At 47.7% G+C, this 21,564-nt stretch carries 28 protein-coding genes; 1 reads left to right on the top strand and 27 read right to left on the bottom strand.

The window, feature by feature from the left end; translation table 11 throughout:
• Positions 1 to 24 precede the first annotated feature (24 nt).
• Positions 25 to 150 carry a hypothetical protein gene (locus SB724_RS02000; RefSeq protein ID WP_003154809.1) on the top strand — a complete coding sequence of 42 codons (126 nt, stop codon included), beginning with the start codon at positions 25 to 27 and terminating at the stop codon, positions 148 to 150.
• Between the two features lie 34 nt (positions 151 to 184).
• Here the strand turns inward: SB724_RS02000 and SB724_RS01995 are convergent, their stop codons facing one another.
• From SB724_RS01995 to SB724_RS01865, 27 genes are all read right to left on the bottom strand, one after another.
• The gene (locus SB724_RS01995; RefSeq protein WP_007407257.1) at positions 185 to 1,063 is read right to left on the bottom strand and encodes an N-acetylmuramoyl-L-alanine amidase; all 879 of its coding nucleotides are present in this window, start codon (positions 1,061 to 1,063) and stop codon (positions 185 to 187) included.
• A gap of 13 nt (positions 1,064 to 1,076) precedes the next feature.
• Positions 1,077 to 1,340 (bottom strand): phage holin, encoded by a 264-nt coding sequence (locus tag SB724_RS01990; RefSeq protein ID WP_003154813.1) that lies wholly within the window; start codon positions 1,338 to 1,340, stop codon positions 1,077 to 1,079.
• 13 nt (positions 1,341 to 1,353) lie between these two features.
• Positions 1,354 to 1,617 (bottom strand): hemolysin XhlA family protein, encoded by a 264-nt coding sequence (locus tag SB724_RS01985; RefSeq protein ID WP_003154815.1) that lies wholly within the window; start codon positions 1,615 to 1,617, stop codon positions 1,354 to 1,356.
• 51 nt (positions 1,618 to 1,668) lie between these two features.
• The gene (locus SB724_RS01980; RefSeq protein WP_410569898.1) at positions 1,669 to 2,430 is read right to left on the bottom strand and encodes a phage portal protein; all 762 of its coding nucleotides are present in this window, start codon (positions 2,428 to 2,430) and stop codon (positions 1,669 to 1,671) included.
• 56 nt (positions 2,431 to 2,486) lie between these two features.
• The gene (locus SB724_RS01975) at positions 2,487 to 2,684 is read right to left on the bottom strand and encodes an XkdX family protein (protein ID WP_007610833.1); all 198 of its coding nucleotides are present in this window, start codon (positions 2,682 to 2,684) and stop codon (positions 2,487 to 2,489) included.
• Positions 2,685 to 2,688: 4 nt separating this feature from the next.
• On the bottom strand, positions 2,689 to 3,060 hold the full coding sequence (locus SB724_RS01970) for an XkdW family protein (protein ID WP_375005249.1): 372 nt from the start codon (positions 3,058 to 3,060) through the stop codon (positions 2,689 to 2,691).
• 12 nt (positions 3,061 to 3,072) lie between these two features.
• A complete protein-coding gene (locus SB724_RS01965; protein WP_410569896.1) occupies positions 3,073 to 4,695 on the bottom strand; it encodes a pyocin knob domain-containing protein in 1,623 nt (540 codons plus the stop codon).
• 2 nt (positions 4,696 to 4,697) lie between these two features.
• Positions 4,698 to 4,970, bottom strand: a complete 273-nt coding sequence (locus SB724_RS01960) for a hypothetical protein (protein WP_015239690.1) — start codon at positions 4,968 to 4,970, stop codon at positions 4,698 to 4,700.
• Positions 4,967 to 5,545, bottom strand: coding sequence for a YmfQ family protein (locus tag SB724_RS01955; RefSeq protein ID WP_007407262.1), 579 nt, complete (start codon positions 5,543 to 5,545; stop codon positions 4,967 to 4,969). Before SB724_RS01955 ends, SB724_RS01960 begins: the two co-directional genes overlap by 4 nt.
• Positions 5,529 to 6,575, bottom strand: a complete 1,047-nt coding sequence (locus SB724_RS01950; RefSeq protein ID WP_021493826.1) for a baseplate J/gp47 family protein — start codon at positions 6,573 to 6,575, stop codon at positions 5,529 to 5,531. Before SB724_RS01950 ends, SB724_RS01955 begins: the two co-directional genes overlap by 17 nt.
• A complete protein-coding gene (locus SB724_RS01945) occupies positions 6,568 to 6,993 on the bottom strand; it encodes a DUF2634 domain-containing protein (RefSeq protein ID WP_020955689.1) in 426 nt (141 codons plus the stop codon). Before SB724_RS01945 ends, SB724_RS01950 begins: the two co-directional genes overlap by 8 nt.
• A 103-nt stretch (positions 6,994 to 7,096) precedes the next feature.
• Entirely contained in the window at positions 7,097 to 7,363 is a 267-nt protein-coding gene (locus SB724_RS01940) for a DUF2577 family protein (RefSeq protein WP_007610818.1), read from the bottom strand.
• Entirely contained in the window at positions 7,363 to 8,340 is a 978-nt protein-coding gene (locus SB724_RS01935) for an XkdQ/YqbQ family protein (RefSeq protein ID WP_265972139.1), read from the bottom strand. The genes SB724_RS01940 and SB724_RS01935 overlap by 1 nt, the downstream gene beginning before the upstream one ends.
• 13 nt (positions 8,341 to 8,353) lie before the next feature.
• Positions 8,354 to 9,013, bottom strand: a complete 660-nt coding sequence (locus tag SB724_RS01930; protein ID WP_007610816.1) for a LysM peptidoglycan-binding domain-containing protein — start codon at positions 9,011 to 9,013, stop codon at positions 8,354 to 8,356.
• Positions 9,006 to 13,868: a transglycosylase SLT domain-containing protein gene (locus SB724_RS01925; protein WP_410569893.1), complete on the bottom strand. Its 4,863-nt coding sequence runs from the start codon at positions 13,866 to 13,868 to the stop codon at positions 9,006 to 9,008. The genes SB724_RS01930 and SB724_RS01925 overlap by 8 nt, the downstream gene beginning before the upstream one ends.
• A complete protein-coding gene (locus SB724_RS01920; RefSeq protein WP_015239684.1) occupies positions 13,856 to 14,008 on the bottom strand; it encodes a hypothetical protein in 153 nt (50 codons plus the stop codon). The genes SB724_RS01925 and SB724_RS01920 overlap by 13 nt, the downstream gene beginning before the upstream one ends.
• A gap of 41 nt (positions 14,009 to 14,049) precedes the next feature.
• On the bottom strand, positions 14,050 to 14,496 hold the full coding sequence (locus tag SB724_RS01915; protein ID WP_032874591.1) for a phage tail assembly chaperone: 447 nt from the start codon (positions 14,494 to 14,496) through the stop codon (positions 14,050 to 14,052).
• Positions 14,497 to 14,571: 75 nt separating this feature from the next.
• Positions 14,572 to 15,015: a phage tail tube protein gene (locus tag SB724_RS01910; RefSeq protein ID WP_003154837.1), complete on the bottom strand. Its 444-nt coding sequence runs from the start codon at positions 15,013 to 15,015 to the stop codon at positions 14,572 to 14,574.
• Position 15,016: 1 nt separating this feature from the next.
• Entirely contained in the window at positions 15,017 to 16,414 is a 1,398-nt protein-coding gene (locus tag SB724_RS01905) for a phage tail sheath family protein (RefSeq protein WP_007610810.1), read from the bottom strand.
• A complete protein-coding gene (locus tag SB724_RS01900; RefSeq protein ID WP_007610809.1) occupies positions 16,414 to 16,623 on the bottom strand; it encodes a YqzN/YkzM domain-containing protein in 210 nt (69 codons plus the stop codon). The genes SB724_RS01905 and SB724_RS01900 overlap by 1 nt, the downstream gene beginning before the upstream one ends.
• On the bottom strand, positions 16,620 to 17,066 hold the full coding sequence (locus tag SB724_RS01895; RefSeq protein WP_007610808.1) for a hypothetical protein: 447 nt from the start codon (positions 17,064 to 17,066) through the stop codon (positions 16,620 to 16,622). Before SB724_RS01895 ends, SB724_RS01900 begins: the two co-directional genes overlap by 4 nt.
• Positions 17,063 to 17,566, bottom strand: a complete 504-nt coding sequence (locus SB724_RS01890) for an HK97 gp10 family phage protein (protein WP_044802862.1) — start codon at positions 17,564 to 17,566, stop codon at positions 17,063 to 17,065. The genes SB724_RS01895 and SB724_RS01890 overlap by 4 nt, the downstream gene beginning before the upstream one ends.
• Complete coding sequence (locus SB724_RS01885; protein ID WP_007610806.1) at positions 17,563 to 17,919, bottom strand: DUF3599 family protein; 357 nt, start codon at positions 17,917 to 17,919, stop codon at positions 17,563 to 17,565. The genes SB724_RS01890 and SB724_RS01885 overlap by 4 nt, the downstream gene beginning before the upstream one ends.
• Positions 17,916 to 18,299 (bottom strand): protein YqbG, encoded by a 384-nt coding sequence (yqbG, locus tag SB724_RS01880; protein WP_032874585.1) that lies wholly within the window; start codon positions 18,297 to 18,299, stop codon positions 17,916 to 17,918. Before yqbG ends, SB724_RS01885 begins: the two co-directional genes overlap by 4 nt.
• 16 nt (positions 18,300 to 18,315) lie before the next feature.
• Positions 18,316 to 19,251: a phage major capsid protein gene (locus SB724_RS01875; RefSeq protein ID WP_007407274.1), complete on the bottom strand. Its 936-nt coding sequence runs from the start codon at positions 19,249 to 19,251 to the stop codon at positions 18,316 to 18,318.
• A gap of 26 nt (positions 19,252 to 19,277) precedes the next feature.
• Positions 19,278 to 20,123, bottom strand: a complete 846-nt coding sequence (locus tag SB724_RS01870; RefSeq protein ID WP_410569890.1) for an XkdF-like putative serine protease domain-containing protein — start codon at positions 20,121 to 20,123, stop codon at positions 19,278 to 19,280.
• A 19-nt stretch (positions 20,124 to 20,142) separates the two neighbouring features.
• Positions 20,143 to 21,534 carry a phage portal protein gene (locus SB724_RS01865; protein ID WP_088412335.1) on the bottom strand — a complete coding sequence of 464 codons (1,392 nt, stop codon included), beginning with the start codon at positions 21,532 to 21,534 and terminating at the stop codon, positions 20,143 to 20,145.
• Positions 21,535 to 21,564: the final 30 nt, after the last annotated feature.

The following is a 21,564-nucleotide window of genomic DNA, read 5'->3' as shown; positions in this document are numbered from 1 at the left end:
CAAAGAGATGCGACAGGTGATGATGTGAAGAAAATTGTCAGACGCGTAAAGTTTGTGGATTACGGACGCTTCGGGCTTTCCGCTTATTCGCTGAGGATGCGGGCGAGGAATCTCGGGCTATTGAACCGGTTAAAAAAGAAAAAAGGCTGAATCCCGCAATGTGAACGGGACTCAGCCTTTTTTGTTAAAGCTGCATCAAAATTTTCGCTTTTACAGCGGGGCCGTAGACGCCGTCAGACGTCAGCCCGTTTACAGATTGGAAGCGGGCCACGGCATCTGCGGTTTTCGGACCGTAGATACCGTCAATTCCGTTATTGACAGCTCCTTTTTCAGGGTAGAAATAAAGCGCGGCGAGCGCGTTTTGCACCTGGTATACCTTTTCACCGGACGTGTACGGCTCTGTCAGCTGAATCACCTCGTCCGGAAGAGAATACAGTGCTTCAACCGGCGGGCTGACGATCAGTACTTGTCCGACTTTAATCAGGTTCGGGTCAGCGATGTTATTCCATTTCTGCAGATCGGCCACGCTGACGCCGAATTTCCGCGCGATCGCTGACAGCGTATCTCCTTTTTGGACGGTATACGTCTGTCTTTCCCCAGAACCGATTCCCGCTTTAAACTCATCCCATGTATCCAACAGTCTTCTCGGACAAAGCTTTCCTGACCAATGCTTGTGCGCAACGACATTTGCAAGCGGGATGCCGTGCGACGTCATTAATGTGCGGATGAGCCATTGTGCGTTTGCCACGGCCTGTGAAAAGTTGCCGTCTGCGTTTTCACAAATTTCAATACCGATGGATTTACGGTTGCCGTCCCCGTTGCCGTCACCGGCATGCCAGCCGTTTTCGTTCAGCGGAAGATGCTGATAAATTTCCGTATCATCGACTGTGAAATGCCAGCTTGTCGGTGTATCGGGATTTTTCACATAGCTTGCGTGACTTTTGGCGTTAGCTCCGACTGCGGTATTGGCTGTATTGTGCACCGTAATGTAAATCGGTGTCATTGCATAGCCTGGGCGGTTATTGTTTCCTGCCGGGATAAAATCCTGTGTGATTTTTACCATATTCTCATCTCTCCTATTTCGATAAATTGTTTATTTTTAATAAAGCCTGCTGTTTTTTCCCTTTTGCTGTAACGTAATTGTTTTTAAACCAGGCGGCGGCAGTCGTTATGATTGTAAAAACGGCCGATCCGGCGGCATACAGCGTATCTGCAAGCTGGCTGACCTGGTCCTCCTGAATATTCAGCGGCGATTTGCCGAACATCAGCAAAGTTTGATTCAATAAAGCAAGCAAAAGAAGCACCGTCCTGACGACCGTGCCTTTGTCCGCGAATTTCATATCGGTTTCCCCCTTACTTTTGCAGCAGATTGTACATGATGGCGATGGCTCCGCCAATGACGCCCGTGCAGATTGCTGTCACGATCGCTCCTGTAATGGTCCGCTTAATCCATGTTGTGTTTTCGTCAATTTTGTTCAGTTTTTCATTCAGCGTCATGATTTGCTGATCCTGCCGGTCGGATACCCGCTCTAATGCGGCCACCCGCTGTTCAAGCACCTTTTGTTCACCTTTGATGCCTGCGAATTCTTTTTGCACCGCTTGTTCATCCAGAAGCACTTCCGCTCCCCCCTCTTACATTGTTCTCACCTCCCTTCGGAAGTTTCATTCTTAAGAAAATGCCGTGCCTTTGACAGAAAGGCTCCCGCCGGAAATGCTCTGGATTTCCATAACGATTTCCTTAAAGCCGGCAATATCAAATGACCACACTTCTTCTGTGCCTGACGTACCGGCGGCTGATGTCCCGTCATCAGACCTGATTCCTCTGATCGGCACATTTTTTCCCGAGATGGATCTCCCCCAAAACGCGACATGGCCCGACTCAGCCGTTCCGGTGATTTCGACGAGAAGTTTTTTCCAAGCGCCCGCCGAGAAGATGCTTCCCTCGCCAGCCTCTGCTGCATTTTCATGAAAAATCACGTCTGTATATGAAAACGCCATATCACCGCCCGTACCGACAGATTGGTATAAAACAAATTCGGACTGCTTTTGATTTCCATTTTCAAAACGGAACCGGTAATATCGTTTTGTCAGGCAGACCCACCCCGAAGCGGTCAGCACTCCGCCTTTGACTGCGATAGAATGTGAAGCCGTCCACGAATTGTTATCCTCGCTCTCTTCGATAAAAAGAGTTCCGCTGCGGTCCGAATAAGCCCACTCCTGTGCTCTGTCTATTAAGACGGCTCCTAAACGGTCTTGTCCGAATTGGCTGTAAACTTCAATCGCTTCTAGCGGCGTATTGGTAAGAAGCTCTGCCATTCCGGACAAATCAGCAACCGGTGTGACATAATCGTTTTTGTTACCGCGGTAAGCTTTTACTGCGCCGGGTCTGCCAAGTTGATCGGCGGGAAATTCAAATGAATGCTTTTTCATCGGCCGTCCTCCTTTTCTCATTTACTAAAAATGACAAATAAAAAAAGCCGTTTGGCTTATGACACAGCATTTTTATAATTTTCGTATGTTTCACCCGTTATTTCTTGAAATTCCTCAGGCGTGATATACTTCGCGGCCACGCCTTCCGCCAGATCTTCGGCAGAGCAGTCATCATAGCCCATAGCTTGTTTTACCATTTCTATTGAGGCCCACTTATAAAACAAAGCGTAAACCCAAAAGTTAAGTCTCTTCATTTTTTCATTCTCCTTTTACGTTTAATAATTCTAATTTTAAAGACGCTAATTGCCTGCCGAGTGACTGCTGCGCCTGTTCGGCTGCTTTTCTGGCCAATTTCTCATTCGCCAGCTGTCCCCCGAGGCCTGCAAGCTGGTTTGAATCGGGCGCCGTATCTTTTTTTAAGCTGTCTTTATATGCTTTGTCAGCCGTTTCCACCCATTCTTGTTTCTCTTCATCAAAAAATGGGCGCCACATGCCTTCGCCGTTTATTTCCGGCGGAAAGTCCGCAGCGTTAGCCGGCATCATATAATCTCCTGTCTCAGAATCCGGATAAAGCTCAATCGGAGTGCCTGTATAAATGTTGTCATTGTCATACGGAAATATTAATTTCATATTCTCGCTCCTTTACGTGAGTGCCAAAACAAGGTCAATATAATAGCCGTTCACGTTATTTTCTATATTGGCCATAATTCCCGTCAGCTTCATATCTCCATTAGAATAAATAATAAATTTGCTGTAACCGGTGGTGCCGCTGGCTGCAACCATCGTTACAACGCCTTTGGCCGGCGCACAAGAGGATGGCACACTCCCGAATACCACTTCTCTGTCTGTAAGAACGTGTCCGTTCAGGTGAAGGGTGTTTCCCACTTTGCGGTATTGAAGCGGCCTGTCTCCTGATTTAGCGCCATTTTTATAAGGAACATTGATCCAAGGTACATTCTCAGTATCAAGTTCAGTAACGAGACGCCGCCAGCCCTGCCAGCCCAAGTTCAAATCCAAATAGTTCGTGAACATATTATTTTTATAATCAACGGCAATGACATACCCAAACGTTCCCTTTCCCTCACTGTCAAGAGAGGTAAAATGAAACATGCCGCGGGTCGAAGCGTTGCTCGGACTGTTTGCCGCTTTGCCGGTTGAATAAAAGGTGCCGAACGCCCTGCCGTTTTTAACGATTTTTTCAAGAAAGTTATCATCATCACTAATTGTAAGAAGATAGCCGCCGTTATCGTTTGTTATTTTCGAAAGCTGTGCGCCGTTCCACATATTTTTATCCGCCTGTGTGACATGGATGTCTTTTTTATTGGCGTGAGCGTCTACTTTTGCTTGAGAGCCTGCATCTGTTTCTCTTTGGCTCCACTCCGACCATACGCCTTTAGTGCTGAAACTTCGGACGTATATGGGATTTCCGGCGGTCGCTGTGTCTATAAACATTTGGACAAAAGTCGGTGATGCTCCGCGGGTTCTTTGCATTACAATTAATTGTCCGTATTCCGCAGGCTTATTTTCCGTATGCTGAACCGATATATAGTAGATACCGGACGTTTTTATATTGTCTAAGTTTGTTTCCGTTACCGTTTTAGCATTCCCGTCATTGTCAGTCAGATTGAATAACTGCCCTGCATTCCATTTGTCTTTGTCAGACTTGGTTACATGAAGATCTGTTTTGTCGGCATGCTCATTTACTTTTGCTTGTGCTCCGGCAGCTGTTTCAAATGGCATCCATTCCGTCCAGATGCCGTTTTTCAGCGTTTTTCTCCAAAATCCCCCGTCATCTGAGAAAGCGGCCGCCTCTCCGTTATTCTTTGAAGAATAAAGGTATATACCCTCTGACGGTTTAGGCGGGGTATTTACTCCAGTTGCAGCTGCTGAGAAAGTAAAGGTCTTATTCTGGCTGGCAGCGGTCTGATGAAAATCCTGTCCGTCAGAGATATCAATAAAAGCGGAGCCATTATCTTTTGTCATTTTAGACAATTGCCCGTTATTCCACTTCTGGCGCTCTTCCTTCGTCACATGCCGGTCCAGATCTTGATTGTGCCGGTCAAAATCTTTTTTTGCTGCCTGCTGGACATTGTCCACGTTTCCGAGACCGATTTGCGCCTTTGTCGTTTTGTGCGGGTTGTTCATGTCGTTTTTATGGGCCGCCAGATCCGTGTGGGCGTCTTTTATGCCTTTTTCCCAGCGATTGACGTCATCTTCATTAATCGGATCGTCCGGAAGCCAGTCTGTTTTTTCTTCGTAAGCCATCGTTACACCACCTCAAAGGTAAATCTTAAATCAAGCGTTCTGTTATTGCTGAGATCTAAATTTGTTTTTCGTTCTGTGATGACGCTTCCTGTTTCGTCAAGCATCTGCACGGTTTCAATGTGTTTGATGTCTTCTTCCCTGCGTGTGAGAACGGTGACTGCGGCATCTTTTACGGAAATGTCCGCAATCGGAGTTTCTTTGCCGTTTAACAGCACTTTTGTGATCCTGTTTTTCAGATCGGCTGCGGCACGCTGTCTGTAAGCGGCTGATATCATGGTAAGACCACCTCGTTATTGTTGAGTGTGACGGAATAACCGACCTTCAGTTCACTGACTTTTCGGTATCTCCGATTGTTGAGAATGACCCGGTCTTTGATTTCCAGTGTTTCGTTTAATGCGGCTCTCAGTGTATACGCCAAATGAGCAGGTTTGATTTTTTCAAGCGTTTCAATCAGCTCGTTCATGTGCTGCAGGTCATCAAGCCCGATATCGGCATAAAAACGATACTGCCCCGGAAACATCCGAACGTAAGCTGACGGATGTTTTAAAAAACGGTTTAGCGCCTGCTCGATCGCTTGATGTGTGATGGGCGGAATATTCGACATCTTGGAAATCAGCCTGAGCCGTCTCATATCCTCCGTGTCACCTGATTCCCGCGGTATTTTTAATATTTTTTCCCAGCGGTCAAGCCCCCACGTCGCCGTCGTGATAAAGAGCTGATCTGTCAAATCGAAAATATCGTTATTCTGCCGCTCAAACTCAGGAGCTTCCGCCTCAAGCAGTTGTGCCATCTCCTTTAATCGGGTTAAAAACGGCGGGAGGTACGCCGTCATCTCATCGAGTCTGCTCAAGGATTGTCACCTCTTTGAGTTTAGGAATTTCCACATCACTGAGCACGAGGTTTTCCGCCGCACCGTTCATTTTGATATCGGCATAGTCACTGACGGATGCCGAGTTATAAACAATGTTGTTAATTTGTGATAAACGGACGGTGTTTTCTTCGAAGGCCATTTTCTTAAATAAATTCAGGACGCCTTTTTCAATCTCCGCTTTTACGTCATCAATCGAGCTGTTCAGCTCAGGCAGCACGGAAGCGGAGATTTCGATTTCCTTCCATACGGCGCTTTCCACCGTTACTGCCGCTCCGATCGGCGCCTGTCCTTCTCCCTGCCCTTCGTCCGGATCAATATAATCCTTTACTTTTTTGATCAGAATATCTGATGCCGGTTCCAAGTTCGCATTTGTGATGACAACCTTCACCGTTCCGGCTCCGTTCCAAAGCGGAAAGATTTTCGCCCTGCCGACGCCGTCAACCTCTTCGGCCCATTGTTTATAATGCTGTTTATTTGCGCTGACTGCCTCCCGGCGGACACGGGTAAAATAGCGCGCCCTTAAGCTGTTGTCATCTTCTTCCTCACGGCCGGGAATTAATATATCGCGCATGACTGCTTTCTCAAGCCCAGGTATCGTATCAAGCGGCAGCAGGTTCTGCCCTGAAATGCCGGCATTGCCCGCTTCACCGGCTGTTTCACATTCAAGCGTTCCATCCCCCGTATATTGAAAATACAGGTTATCAACGAAGAAACGGGAGCCTGGCGGAATGGTGATGCCCGCTGTGAATTCTCCTGCTCTGACCGCTTTTGTGGCAGGTGTTCGTTCAATTCCCGCTTCAGCAGCACGCCTGTCCAGAAATTCTCCCTGAGCCGTATCGGAAAACACGAGCTCCAGCACGGTATCCAGCCAAATATAAGACTTTGCGAGCTCAGCGGCCGCAGGCGCGAGCGCATTGTAAATGACGCTGCCTTCTCTCGTATCAATATCTGCCGTAACGCGCGCAAGCATTCTGTCCATAATGTCGTCAAACGTCTGAGCTTCAAACATCCTCACCCAGCACCTCCTCTATCTCAAGCATGCCCTCATCAGTTTCAACGGTAAAAGAGACGGTGAAGGCATCATCTTTTTTCTCAATCTCAAAATTGGTAACGGCCAAAATACGGTCATCATACAGCAAGGCTTCTTCTATCAGTCTTGGAATCTCCATTTTTTTATAAGCATCCGTCGTGTTCTGATCTGAAAGCACTTCCTGAAGTTCGTTTCCGATATCATGGCTGAAAACCGAATATGAATACCGTTCTGTGTGAAGAGCGATATAGACGAATTGTCTGATTGCGTCCAGTCCGTTTATCAGTTCATTGGTAATCCGGTTGTTTTCAAAATCAATTCGGTAGGTTTGTGAAGTCTCAACGGCCTCACTCGCATCCTCCAAATCTTCAAATTCGATTTCCGGTGTCAGGGCCATTGCACCCGCTCCTTTTAAATTTGTTCATGTAAAAAAGCCCTCTTCGGCAGATGAAGCGGCTTTAATAGGCTGATATTCTCGTACATCTCCGTCCGGATGCCGGTTAAATTTTGTCCAGTACAAAGAAAGACTGTCCTCCTGTTAAGGCAGCGGTCATCACCCGATCTCCCGCCTGGAGCTGATCATCTTCTCCGGACCTCAGCCGCTTCGGCACAATGAGTGCATCAGACGGAATCAAAAGTTTGTCGTGATCTTTCAGTTTCAGCTCGAGCGGCGAAACGGAGGTCACTTCGGCCGGCATCAGCTCCACCGGCGCTTCGGCGTCAACCGCTCCGACGGCTAAATGTTTAATGGCATCACTTAATCTCATCAGGATGTCCCCTCCGGAAGTGAATTTTTCTCCGTGACGTCAATCGTCATGGTATGTTTTGTTCCTTGGAATTCATGGCGGTCCGTATCTACATAATAGGTTTTCTTCAGCCCGATTTCCGGAATTGAAATATAGACCGGCAATCCGCTTTCCAACCCAGGAATACCGATCGCCTGTATATTTTTCAGCTCTTTCTTAACGCCTTTTTTCTCAGCCTGCTTCACTTTTGCGCGCTGTTTCAGCTGGGCTTCATTAATGTCGTCAGAAACCGTTTCGGTATACTGCAAAACGCCGAATGTTTTCATGCCCGCGCTGTCTGAGGCGGAAGCCTTTATCGTTTTATTGTCTTTTTGCAGCCGCATGACGACACGGGTTGCGGTGTCATCAATTGAGGTGCTGTATTGATACCCTGTAATATTAACTCCTGTTTCCAGCACCCATATGTCAGACGGCTCCGGCCATTCACGCAAGCCGAGCCTGCCTTTTTCTGAATAGAGCTGATAATTGCGCCCCGTCTGGCTTTTTGTCTGCTTTAACGCTTTTAGCATCATATCGTAAAGGCTTGTATCATTTTTAAAAACGAGTGATTTAATGGTATGGCCTGTGTTGGCAATGGATGTGACGGGAATTTGAAAATCGCTGGCGATCCTTTTTAATATTTGATCGGCGCGCTTGTTGGAAAACACGTAAACGTCCTGGTTTTTCACAAGGTATTGAAGCATATCGTATGCGGTGAAGGCGACGGTATGCTCATCGGGCGTTCTTGCAAAGACAATGCCGCGGAACAGTTCTTTTCCGTTCCATTTGAACAAAACCGTATCCCCTTCTGATACGCCGTAATACGTCTGGCCGCCCTGCTTTACGACAATCGTCGCTTCGATGGAACGGGGCGCCTGATATCTGTGTCCTTCCAGCGTTACGCTTTCTGTGACAAGCTCGAGCCACTCCGTTTCTTTTATGACAAATAGTTCAATCATCTTTTCACCCGTTTCATTGCGGTATCTTCAGCTTCTGCCCCGGGAAGATCCAATGCCCCGGCTGCCGGATATTCCGTTTGCTGCGCTTAATCATGGCGGTTTTATTCGCGTTCCAGATTTTCCGCCACTCCGTGTGTTTTCCGTAAAACTTGCCGGCGATGTCCCAAAGCGTATCCCCTTTTTTGACGGTATATGTTTTGGGTGAAGCTTTGGACGGGCGCTTCGCTTTCGTTTTTTTCTTTTGTTTGATTTTTCTTGGCGAAGCGGTTTTATATTCTTTCAGTACGATATCAAAATTCCGGTCGCCGATTTCATTGTCACCTTCGCTGTAATTAAAGCTTTCAATGCTGCATGTGACATTGATTTTTGTCCCTGTAATCAAAAACTGAACGGGTTTTTTCGCTTTCATCCATGCTTCAATGGCTGAAATGGCTTTTTCCGGCGAAGGGATGCTTTGATATTCGGCAATCGGGCTGTACCGTTTCGGAAAAAAAGAAGAGAACGAAATTTCTTTCGCTCCCGGTTCTTCGATAAACGTCACCTCTCCGAGTCCGGTGACTTTCACGGAATCATTCTGCACGCTGTTTGCGATATCAATCGCTTCAGGAAGAACGGGAAGCCGGAGCTTGTCCTTCCCCTGAGACAGCCAAAATTCGTAAACAGATTTAGTCAAAAGCAACGGCCCCCTTTGCTCCGGTATAAATGTCTTTTTGCAGTTCATCAATCAGCGCCTGTTTGATTTTGGCGGCGAGGCTGTCGGCGTCCTGTCCGTTATGGAAATGCTGATCGCCGCTGAATTCGATTTTAATTTCTTTTGTTCCCGTTTTTTGAACGGTTTGGCCGCCGCCTTTAACGGCTGCGGAAACCGTGCCGGCTGAAAGCGCCGCCGGTTCCGTCTGGGACGGATCGGACACTTCCATGCCGAGCGCTTGAGCCGCTTTTTGCAGCAGATAACGGCCCCGGATGCCCCGCTCTTCAGGGATAATCCACTCCCGTTTGTTCCCTTCGCCGACACGGGCGACCTGCTCCTTGGTAATCAGACCCCCATTGGCATAACCGACGTAAGGGCCTCCATGAGCCATACTTTTAATCCCGGGGACATTGCTGATCGAGCCGTATCGGCTTTTAATATAGCCGATAGCGGCAGCGGCGTTGTGAATTGGATTTCTGATATCATTCATGCCCGGCGCTTTGTGATCTTCAAAGGTGCTCGGAATCGTCTGCATAAGCCCCTGTGACGGATGGCCGGCTTTGGCGTTGCTGTCCCATAGATTAATGGAATTAGGGTTGCCGCCTGACTCATGCTGTGCGATCGTCATTAATCCCGGAAGCCAGCTGATCGGCGTATTGGTTGCTTTCATTGCGGCCAAAAGCCACTCTTTGACGCTTCCTCCCGCTGCACCCATGCCGGAAAAGGCTGCTGCAAGCGAGCCTGCCTGTTTTTCGGCGTATTTTTTCACGTCAACTGAGCTGAGCCCTTTGACGACGCCGACTGAAGCAAAGCGTCCGAGACTCATCATGACACGGGAAGGAGAGTGAATATCAAGCTCTTCCCTGAATGCGTCCTCGACTTTTTTGGCCATATCTTTGGCCGCCTGTTTGACTTCGCTTCCTTTTGCAGTCATCCCTGATACGAAGTGTCCGATCAGGCCTGACCCCCAGCCGTTCGCGGAATCTCTTGATTGCACAAACGGTTTATTGATATGTGTGCTTACGTATTGCGACGTTCCCGTATCTTTTGCATTCTGTCCGGCCGAATATCCTTTCACCGTTGCGGCGCCCCATGATGACGATTGGTTAACCGCCGATTGATAAGGTGTTTTCACCTTTGTTTTTAAAAATGAATCGGTGCCCGTCGGCGAAGTATTTTGACCTTTGGCATAGCCCGCAACGACTTGCTTTCCGTAACCGGATGAAGACGAAATGAGGGCATTGAACGGCGTTCCGATGTTTTTTTCCTTCCAGCCGTCCATATCCACCGATTTTTTGCTGATTCCGCTGTCAAAGCCTTCAGTAAACTGTTTGCCGAGTGATGAAGCCGTCCCGGCAAATCCGGAAGAATCCACAGACGCCGCGGCCGATACAGATGCAGAAGAAGAAACACCGCTCGCTCCCGCCGGTGCAGCGGAAGACTGAGCCGAAGCCGCGCCCATATCATCGACAACACGCATGCCGAGCTTAGACGCAGCTTGTGAAAGCAGCATCTTTCCGCGTCCGCGATTGTTGTCGACGGGGATGACAAATTCTTTTCCGGCTTCACCGATCCAGGAAATGGTCGGCTTTGTAATGTAGCCGCCTGTGGCGTTTTTGTCCGGTTTTTTCTTTTTATCTCCGCTGCCTCCTGTGACAAAGTTCATTATGCCTGAAATCATTTTGCCGCCGGTTTTATCCCAAATCTTTTTCACCCAGTCGAATGCTGCAGAAAAAGCATCTGATATGGCTGTTCCCACTTTTACAAGAGGTTCTTTTATATGTTTCTCAAACCAGCCGCTTAACCCTTTCCATATATCCTTTACCGTATCTAAAGCAGTCTGGAAAGCATCTGATATTCCTTTACCGACATTTTTCACCATGTCTTTCACCGGATTCCAGACAGTATCCATGAACCAGCCGGAAACCGTACTGAAAACGGACTTAATTTTATCCCAGGCTCCTGTAATTTTACTCCAAATGGACGTTGCCACTCCGACGACAGCTGATTTTACGGGCCCCCATACCGTGCTCATAAACCAGCCGGATACTGTGCTGAAGACACCTTGAATCGTCGTCCACGCATTCACGATATTTGACCAGATGCTGGTTGCCACTCCGACGACAGCCGATGAAACCGGCGTCCATACATTCTCCATGAACCAGGATGACACCGTGCTGAAAATCCCTTGAATCGTTGTCCACGCATTCACGATATTTGACCAGATGCTTGTCGCCACTCCGACGACAGCTGATGACACCGGCGTCCATACATTTTCCATGAACCAGGATGAAACGCTTCCCCAAGTATCTTGTATTGTTGTCCAAGCACTTTGCGCCGCTTTGGAAATATCATTCCACGTGTCTTTCAAAGCCCCTGAATCAAAGGCCTCTCCCAAGCTGGAACCGCCTAAACTGCCGGCGATGCCGCCTACCGCGCCGCCGATTAATGTGCCCACTCCGGGAACAACGCTGCCGATTGCCGCTCCGGCCGCGGCTCCGGCAAGACCGCCGCCTGCTGAGCCGACCTTCTCTCCTGCATTATCTTTATTGATGCCGGCTAAATCAGTAAGTGATAACAATTCACCTATGCCGGGAATTCCTTTAGCGGCACCTTTTAACCCTTTCATACCGCCTTTTAGCGCCTTTGAATCTCCTAAGCCTTTCAAAAGCGCGCCGATGCCTTTACCTGCCCCTTTTGTTTTTGGCGTATTTACGGATGCCTGTTTGCTTCCCTTTGCGGATGAACCTCGTTTTGAAGATTTATTCCGCCCTTCGACTTTACTGCTTTTGCCCCTCGTCACTCCGGTACAGCAGCAGCAGCCCCCCAAAGCCCCGCCGGTTTTTTTGGCTGACTTTCCTGAAGATTTTGGCGCTGTTACCGTGCGCTGCGGACCCTTTGTCAGATCAGGACGCTTCGGGCTGTTGCCCTTACTCTTTTCTTTTTTCGTGCCGCCTCCTAATAATCCGCCGATATTGAGTTTGCCTAATTTTTCAGCGATTCCTGAAAATATTTTTTCTATTAATTCCCCGGCTTTTTCGATGATTTTGTCCGGGCTGAATTTCTCAAATTTCTTTGCAATCTTGCTGACAATTTTATCAACAAATGCCTCGGCTTTTTCGATGATCGCATCAGGACTGAATTTGCCGAACTTTTTATCAATGCCTCCGAACAGTGAGGATGTAAACTGCTCCACTTTTTCCAAGATCTTATCCGGATTGAGAAAATCGAATTTCTCAGAAATTCGGTCAACCGTGTCATTTACAAATTGTTCGGCGCGGTCGATTAGCTTATCAGGACTGAATTTACCGACAACGTCGTCGACTTTCTTCATAAACGAATCAGTAAAATGATCCAGCTCTTTCAATATGGCCTCCGGACTGAATTTGCTGACAACGTCATCTATCTTTTTCATAAATGAATCAGTGAATTTATCCAGTTCTTTCAATATGGCCTCCGGACTGAATTTACTCACGACCCCGTCTACTTTTTTCATAAACGAATCAGCGAATTTATCCAGTTCTGATAATATCGCCTCAGGGCTGAACTTGCTCGCGATTTCGTCTACTTTTCCCATGAATGAGGTCGTGAACTTGTCCAGCTCTGCTAAAATCGTCTCAGGGCTGAACTTACTCGCGATTTCGTCCACTTTTCCCATGAATGAGCTCGTGAACTTGTCCAGTTCGGCTAATATCGTCGCAGGGCTGAATTTGCTCGCGATTTCATCCACTTTTCCCATGAATGAGGTCGTGAACTTGTCCAGTTCGGCTAATATCGTTGCAGGGCTGAATTTGCTTGCGATCTCGTCCACTTTTCCCATGAATGAGCTCGTGAACTTGTCCAGCTCTGCTAAAATCGTCTCAGGACTGAATTTGCTTGCGATTTCGTCCACTTTCCCCATGAATGAGGTCGTGAACTTATCCAGTTCGGCTAATATCGTCTCAGGGCTGAACTTACTCGCGATTTCGTCCACTTTCCCCATGAATGAAGTCGTGAACTTGTCCAGTTCGGCTAATATCGTCTCAGGGCTGAATTTGCTTGCGATCTCGTCCGCTTTCTTCATAAAGCTTGCAGCGAATTTATCCAGTTCCGCTATGATTGTTTCCGGATAAAATTTGGATGCGATGTCATTGACTTTTTTCATGAAGGTGTCTGCAATGGAGTCAAGCATTGAAAAATCGTTTTTCGGCGAAGCAGGAGCAGCAGATGCAGAAGCTTTTCCGACGTCCGGCATATTCTTTTGCATTGCAGCCAGCTGTGCTGTCACCTTTTCGTTTAACGATAATTGAATGACATTGTTTTTTCCCGTCAGCGAATCAATGCCCGCTGAAATTCGGCCGACTGTTGTCATGACGTGATCTATGACGCGTATAGTGACAGAGTACCCGTTCTTTAACGCAGATTGCATGTAGCGTTTGATGCGTCCCATGGCAGGGGTCACTTCGTCTGACGCATAAAGTGAAACGGTAAATCCTTTAAAACCGGCAGCCAGATCCCGCAATCTCTCAAATGCCGCTGTCGCGCTGTCTTTTGCTCCTATTTTAACGGTTAAAGACGCAGGCAGACCCGCTAATTGGGTTTGCACCTTTTGAATGACGGCACTGGCTCCGTCTTCAGCTGAAATAGAGATCATTTGTGCGCCCAGCTTTCTTTTCATAGAGCGCTGGATGCGGTCAATTGTTCTTAAAACAGATTTACTCTCTTTGCGTATATCAATTTCACTTTGGCGTTTTGTCATTTTCCTGTATTTCTCAAGCGCTCTGAAGCCATTTTGGATTTTCCTTATTTTCTTTGAAACCCGATCTTCCAATTCAAAACGGGCGGTCAGCTTTGCCATGATGTCGCTCCCCCTTTCTTCGCTTGTTTTTCAAGAATGTCCAGCTTGTAACCGATTAAACCGTACAACAGCGCCTTAAAATGTCTCGGTGCTTCATATAACTCTTTCAGTTCTGATGGAGAATAATGAAGCTCATGCATCGCGTAATAGAGATACACGGCTTCCTTATTCCCATCTTTTATCAGTTTTTTGCTTCTTGCTCCAGATCTTCTAATTCATCTTCAAAACCATTGATCTCAATCGCTTTATTCAGCCAATTTGCATACTCACCGCCGACTGAAAGCACACGTTTTGCCACCTCGACCGGATCTGCCGTTTTGTAAGCGTCGCGGAGCTCCTTAGACCGGAAATCAGGGTAAATCGTAGATTCAACCGCGATCCGCGCATAGAAGCGCTGGCTGTCTAAGTCTTTTACGCGGCCTCTGCCCTTCACGTTTTTATATGTCGTGCTTTCCTTCTCCAGTTCATCAATGCGCTCAGTCGTAATGGCTTTAAAAATAAAAGGCACGATGTTTCCTTTTTTATCGACAAAACGCTTTGAAAGCGGAACCCGAATCTCCTCAGCCTCTACTGTTTTACCCGGCATAAAGAATGATAGATCAAATACTTGTTCGTTTTTTTCGCTCATGATGAAAACTCCCTTACTCTTTTTTTTATAAAAAACAGGCCTGTAAAAGGCCTGTTTCACTCATACCGATCTTAATTAAAACGTTTCAGAAAGCTTTTCCGGCACATCGAAATCTTCAAAGGTAAACGGCACTTCTTCTTCGAGTGCTTCTGAGTCTACGTCCAGGCCGGCGATTTTTGCAGAATCAAAGTTGACGTCATACAAAGTGACGCGTTCTGTTCCGCGGCCCGATGATTTGTCATCAAGAACGGCTTGCAGCGTAAAATACGGGTCGCTGCCTTTTTTGACGTAATCCATCATAAGGACGGCGAATTTGGATGTGACCTTATAGAATGTTGCCGTGCCCGTTCCGTTGGCGCCTGTTGTTTTATGTCCCGTCATGCGGCGGCCCATGATGTTTACTTCTGATTTGTTTTTTTCCACGTTTGCTTCAAACGTTTTAATATGCGCCATCTCTTCTCCGTCGAGAAATAAACGGCCTTCTTTTCCTGAAATCGTGTTTTGCGCTTTTAATGCCATCTTAGTTTACCTCCACGTTAAAGTAGAATTTTTCTGCCGCATCCACAGGCTGTACGGCGAGATCGATTAAAAAGCCGTCGCGGTCTTCATTCAGCCCGATTGTAATGTCTTTGTCTGAATCAAAGTTGGCGATGCCGCCCGCATCCTGAAGCGTTGTCAAATATTGAATGATCATCGTTTTGACGAATTGAAGGCCGTCATTTGTCGCAGGAAGATCGCTTCCCGTGCCTTTTTTCGATTTAATTAAGGCTTTCAGTTCACGTGTCAAATCGTTATTCACCGCATCAAGCACACGGACGATTTTGTTTTTCGCGAACTTTTTGTTTTTCTCTGCCGTAAATGTCACCAATGAGTTGATATCTTTTTCAACGCTGACTGACTTATCACGGGCATCATAAGAGAAAAGGAATTCACCTTTAGAAAGACGTTCGATCACTTCATCATGAGTCAGGCGGTGCAGCACATCGACGGCGCCTTCGTATTCAACGAATGTTAAGGATTGATTAAATGCGGCGCTGGCACTTGCGCCTGCCACCCAGGCGGTCGCATCTTCAGCTTTAATCTCCGTTCCGTCTTCCAGCAGCACACCTTCAGTAACATTGATAATGCCTTCATAATCCCCGCTGTAATGGGCGGTCACCCCTTGCACTTTCTGTCCCTGCGCATCGCGAAGGCGTTTAATGAATGCGGCAAATGTCGCTTTCAGCTGATCGTTTTCCGCGACAGGAAGAGCGATGACATCGAAATTCTCCGTTTCAGCCGCAGCTAAAAAATCCGTATAGTCTGAGTTGACCGGTGCTTTATCAGTTCCGCCTGCAAGACGGATGCCTGCCTGCGGGTTTAACGTTTCCCCGGATTCTTCCTCAGTGCCTGTCAGCGGGATGGAAGCCGACAGTTCGCCCGTTCCCGTGAATGTGACATAGCCGTTTGCTTTTAATTCTTCGGCTTTTTTCACCGTTTGTTTGTCAACTTCCGCTTCATCCATGTAAGTGGTCACATCGAAAGCGGTCTGATCAAGGACGTTTTCACTGATGCGGATGATGATGTCATTTCCTTTTGAACCGCCGTACAAAGCGGTTGCTTTAACACCTTGCGAAAGATCGGCGCTTGCTCTGATTCCCTCTGTCAGACGGTACATCAAAACGGTTTTTGCTTTCTTTTTCGCCTCACGAAGCAGAATCAGTGACGGATCTTCAATACTGAGCCCCACTTTTTTATTCAAATCTTCAATGCTTGAAATGGAAACGAATGTTTTCGCTTCCCCCCAGCCGGATGCAACGGGAAGGGCGACAATCCCGCGTTCACCGATCGATACCCGCTCCTGGGCGGTTGTTTTAAAGTTAAAATAGATCCCGGCACGTTCTTTTTCTTTTCCTTGTGTAAATGTTCCGCCGTTCATTATTGCATGACCTCCTTGGTTAAAAATGCTTCAATGTAAGACTTTGCTTGCGCTTTTGTCATTTGTTTTTGCTTCACGCCGAATAAAGCCCCCTGGAGAATCTCAGGTTTTACGCCGAAAAGCTCCTTCGCGTGCTTTGTTAAATCCGCCGTGTCATAAAGAACCGCTCGTTCCGCCGCTGCGGCGTTTTTCTTTTTATGTTGTTTCACTTTTCTATCACCCCGCTGTTAATGTCCACATCCCGCAGTGCGGGAGATGTTTGTTTCTGATAGTAGTAGCGGCTCGTCCAGCGGATTGTGATCACTGCCTCGCCTTTGTCTCCGACTCTTGTTTCGATACGGCTGATGCGGACGAAATCACCGGTATCCTCCCCTGATTCCGTAAGCAGCGGAATCAGCTGTCTTGATTCTCTCACCGCATCGGCGATCCGGTCGGCTGCATAGAGCGCCTGCACCGAGTCGGCATGGAACAGCTTCACATTCAGACTGTATGTCTTCTTAAAGGTGGAGACTGTGTCATTCTCGTCAAAAACATACGGGGGCGGAATGTATAGTGACGGCACCTGAAATTGTTCAGGCAGTTCATTTTCATATACGGGCACGCCGCACTGCTGATACAAAAAAGCGGCGATTGAACCAGTTTCGCGATTCATCCGATATCTCCCCCCAACGTGTTAAGCCACTGATCGAAACGCTTGTCCAGCGATTCTGCGAAGAGTGTTTCATACAAAAGAAGGGCTTTGTCCCAAAACCCATTCCCGCTGATCCATTGTTTTTTGAGCGCCATTCCCGTTGAAGCTGACGGATCATAGATGAACCGGGAGCCTTGAAAATACCCGGGCACCCATCTGACATTTTCATCTGAGACGGTCCAATGTCCGTCATTTATGAATGAGGCATACTCTACATTGGTGCCGATTTCAAGGGTCAGTCCCCCGTTTTCAATGATCCATACATGATCCTGCGCTCCTTTTCGGAAAGAAGACAGCAGGCCTTCTGTATCAATCCCTCCCGAATGAATAAGCTCCTCCCGTACCAAGTCGAGAAAATCCTCTCCTGACTGTTCCAGCCATTCACCTGCCTGACGGGCAAATTCTCCGGATGATGCCTTTTGCAGCGACCGATTCCATTGTTCAAGGTTTTTTATGCTCATAGTCTGTCATCTCTCACAGCGATAACCTCCCAATGGTGCTGTCTTGCTTTCTTCGGCATTTCCAGAATATACGCCTGGCCTTCCCAAATGATTTTGTCATTGACACGCACAACGGCCTCTTTCGGAAAATGAACGAGAAACCGCTGATATACCTTATGATCAGGCTCAAGCTGAATAAGCTGCTGCTGTTTTTCAACAAACAGACACGGCACGTCTTCAGCATCCGGAACTTCCGGATAAGAAAAGACAGGCTGGAGCTTTTCGGCGGGAATCCCGAAGCGTCCGGCCTTCGGAACTGACACCGTCTCATGATAAATATCGCATCTGTCAGTGAGCAGCCGTTCGTAGCTCATAAAGGTCTCACCTTTGCGTGTGCAGAAACCGGGGAATAACCCGGCGCGATATATTCACAGAGCAGATGGTGCACCGCCGGTTTTCTGATTCCGCCTTCATCTGCCACCGTATACGAGTAGTCGCCTATCTTTTCAGATTGATAGGCGGAAGCGGCCGCTTCATTCTGGTTGATCAGCGCAAAATATTGAGAAAGCTTTAATAACGCAAGCTTAATCTTTTCGGGAAGCGGTGAGTAAATAGGATCAGTGAACGAGTGCCCCGCCATTCTGGCCGCTTCCGCCTCCGCCTCCAGAATGTCCTGTATTAGAAGCGGCTCCGGCCTGTTTTTGACTTGATCATAAACTGAATATGAAACAACGTCAGACGGCTGAATTAACATAACTGCCACCCCCGTCTTATTCTTTAACGTTTACGATTTTGGCGCTTGCATCTTCTTCTTCAAATTTGCTGTCAAGTTTAGCCGTCAGTACGATAATAAATTTGCGGCTGCGAATATCTTTATCTACTTCGATTCGGATATTTCGTGAAAAACCGAGAATGATATTTTTCGGGTGAGTCAGAATGATGTCAGACGCATCGTACTGGGAATCACCTTCTCCGACCGAGTAAGGCTGCAGATTGGACACTCCTTTGACCGGAACGCCGAATGCTGAAGACAAACCGCCCTGCACCGCAAGATCCCCCAGGTTGGTCTGACGGTCAGCCACACGGTCTTTCCATTCAATCTCCATGCCTTGAGATGTGTAAAATCTGAATTCCTGAGGCAGGCGCAAATATTTTGCAGGAATGGCTTTTAAGCCTTTTTTAAATGTGGCTCTGGACAGCTCTTCCCCGTTTCCGTCAATGACGTGAGATACAGTCTGCTTACGGATTCCGTCAAGCTGTGCCAAGTACGGATCAGAAGAAGATGTATCGCCGTTTACGACAAGCTCCTCAATATCGACTGCCGCCCGCTCCGCCAAAATCTGCATGATCGTCTGCTGCAGGCCGTCTTTTTCAATATTATTTTCAAGCGTGTCATAGGTGATATTAATTTCCGCAATGACTTCTTTCGTATTCAGCTGCACCGTACTTGTTGCCGGGACGGTCAGCTGATCGTCAGTTAAGGCTTTTCCTTCCTCAGCGGCACGCAGAATACGCTGGCCGAAACCGATTTTTTCAAATTTCTGCGAGTCATTTTCCATTTGAATCACACGCGATTCGCTGAAAATGGTCGGCGTGTTCTGCACCATGCGGATAAATGCTGAAGCTTGTGCGGGGTTCATTAAACCGCCGCTTTTTAAAGCGGAAAGTGACATTTCCGCCTTTCTGATGATATCTTGATTTCTCACTCTACAGTTCCTCCTTCTGACTGGGCTTAAAGCAGTCCGCTCCAAATGGATTTTTTAACAGGCTCTTGGCCGCCCGTCTCTTCTTCCGGCTGCTTTGATGCGCCTCTTACTTTTTCAAGCGCTTCAATGCGTTTAATAATCGGCGCGAGCATGTCCTCAACAAGCGTTTTCAGCTTTTCTTCATCAGACGGCGCAGCCGCCCCGTCTTTGTCTTCCGTGTTTTGGTCCAAGCTGTCAAGCCGCTTTAAAAGCGGGTGCAGCGCGTGTTCAATCGATTCTCTTACGTCTTCTTTTCTCATCTTGTTCAAGTCCTCTCCCTTGCGGTTTCTGAATTTGCGGTCACGGTCGAGAAATTGCTTGACCGCGCCGAATAAGCCGGCTTGCTTTTCTGCCGGCTCTTCGTAAACGTCAGCGGTTCCCGCCATGCTGTAGCCCGTAATGATACCGGCTTTAATCTGATCCCATACTTCATCGGAAGCTTTGGTGACAAGCACCCAAGATCCTTTCCGGATCACAGCATTCCCGATTTCAAAGTCATCCGGGGCGACGTACGACTCCACCACCTCGCCGGTCCCGCCTTCAAAATTATGATTTGTATCGATGTTGCGGGCGTCCGCCAAAAAACCGTGAGCGGCCTTTTCAATTTCTTCAGCCGTCATATAATCGCCATGGGCATCCGGGACATCCGGCTCGTAAACGATGCCGTAAACAAGCTTCTGCTCATCCGATTCGCTTTTTGTAAACACCTGCACCTTTTTTTCAAATGACGGAAGGCCTCCGGCTGATTTTGTAAAAAAGAATTCCGTTTGGTTCGCCGCCTTATCGACATAGCTCACAAAACTGATGACGGCATTTCTCAATTCTCTCGGCACGAGATGTTTTCACCCCCTTTCAGGATTGCTCCTTTTTCCCTTTCAGCACCGGCCGGCTGTAGTACTCTTCAGGCCACTCCTCAAGCGTCTTCCCGAGCACTCTTCCGGCCAGATCACGGAGGTCATTAGGAGAGACCGCGCCGGCGGAAATAAATGGCGTAAGCACCTTCGCAATTTCAAGCGGATCGCGAAAATCAGGCCCTTTTAATGTGAGCTGTACATCGTGGAGACCCAATTCTGGCAAAAATAACGTGTTGAGCTTATTAATCAGCGTTTTCCGCTCCGGCTGAAACACCTGCTCCTCCGTTATTTTCCGTGCCGTATCGGCGGTGGCTTTGTTGTATTCCTGCGCCTCGCCCGTATAAAGCGGCGGAAGACGAAACGCGGAGCGGAGTTTATTTCTGCTTTTGTCGTCATATTCAAGAAACAGCGCATCATCCTGCAGAATTTCCGCAAGTGATTTAATTTCCACAGACACGGGCGTAATGTCTTCGCCTCCGTGAAGGTCTTTTTCCTTCGCAATGCCTTCCGCCTCAATCAGCAGAAATTTGTGGGCGTTTTCCACCCCTTCCAGGTCATTCATATAATCCTGGAGCTCTTTGTACGAGGTTTCTGACAGCATGCCGTTTTCAACCGTAATGGCGGCCGGCACGTGACGGCCCTGCTTGAAATACATAAAATTCAGTTCTTCCGCTTTCCGGGCGCCGTACAGATTGACGATATTGCCGACCCAGCGCGGAATTCCGTAAGTGCCGCTGCCGATTTTTAAGTGAATGGCTTCATTTGCCCGGTATTCTTCAGACAGGGTCTTTACGTATTCGCCGGTTCTCATGTCCATCATGCGGGGATCGCCGTATTCCTTAAAAAACACTTTCCGACCGTTCAGCATCTGAACATATTTACGAAACCGTTTTTGCCTTTTAATCGTTTTGGATGCGCCGTTTTCTTCATATGAAAATGTGACTTCAACGGGATCAGTCACACCGCAGACGCGCATATGTTTCACATCCAGATATTCAATCCCCGCCGGTTTTCCCGCCCCGTCCCGAAGCACTTCGAGAAAACCGTTGCCCGTTTTTTCACGGTCTTCTATCGCATATCCGAGGATCGTCTCGGCCGATTCATCAAAATGAAGACATTTGTAAAAGCTCTCCAGCTTCATCCAGTTTTTTTCGGCCCGGGCCTTTTTTGACGGGGAGCAATCTGGGCTATTTACATCAAAGGTATATTCCACATCGAACCCAAAACCCGTAATATTGACTCGATACGCGTCAATGCACTGCTGAAGAATCGTCGAATATTCGGCGATTGTTTTCAGTTCAATGAGATTATAGGGCGGTGAAATGATGTCTTCGCCGTACAGATCGGCAAATTGATCTTCGTTCATCTGCCTTGCCTGCGGCGCGGCCATATTTGATTTAAAGACGGTGGCTCTAACGTT

This window comes from Bacillus sp. SIMBA_031 (genome assembly GCF_046535225.1).
GTDB lineage: Bacteria > Bacillota > Bacilli > Bacillales > Bacillaceae > Bacillus > Bacillus velezensis.
This window is presented reverse-complemented; position numbering and strand designations above follow the sequence as displayed.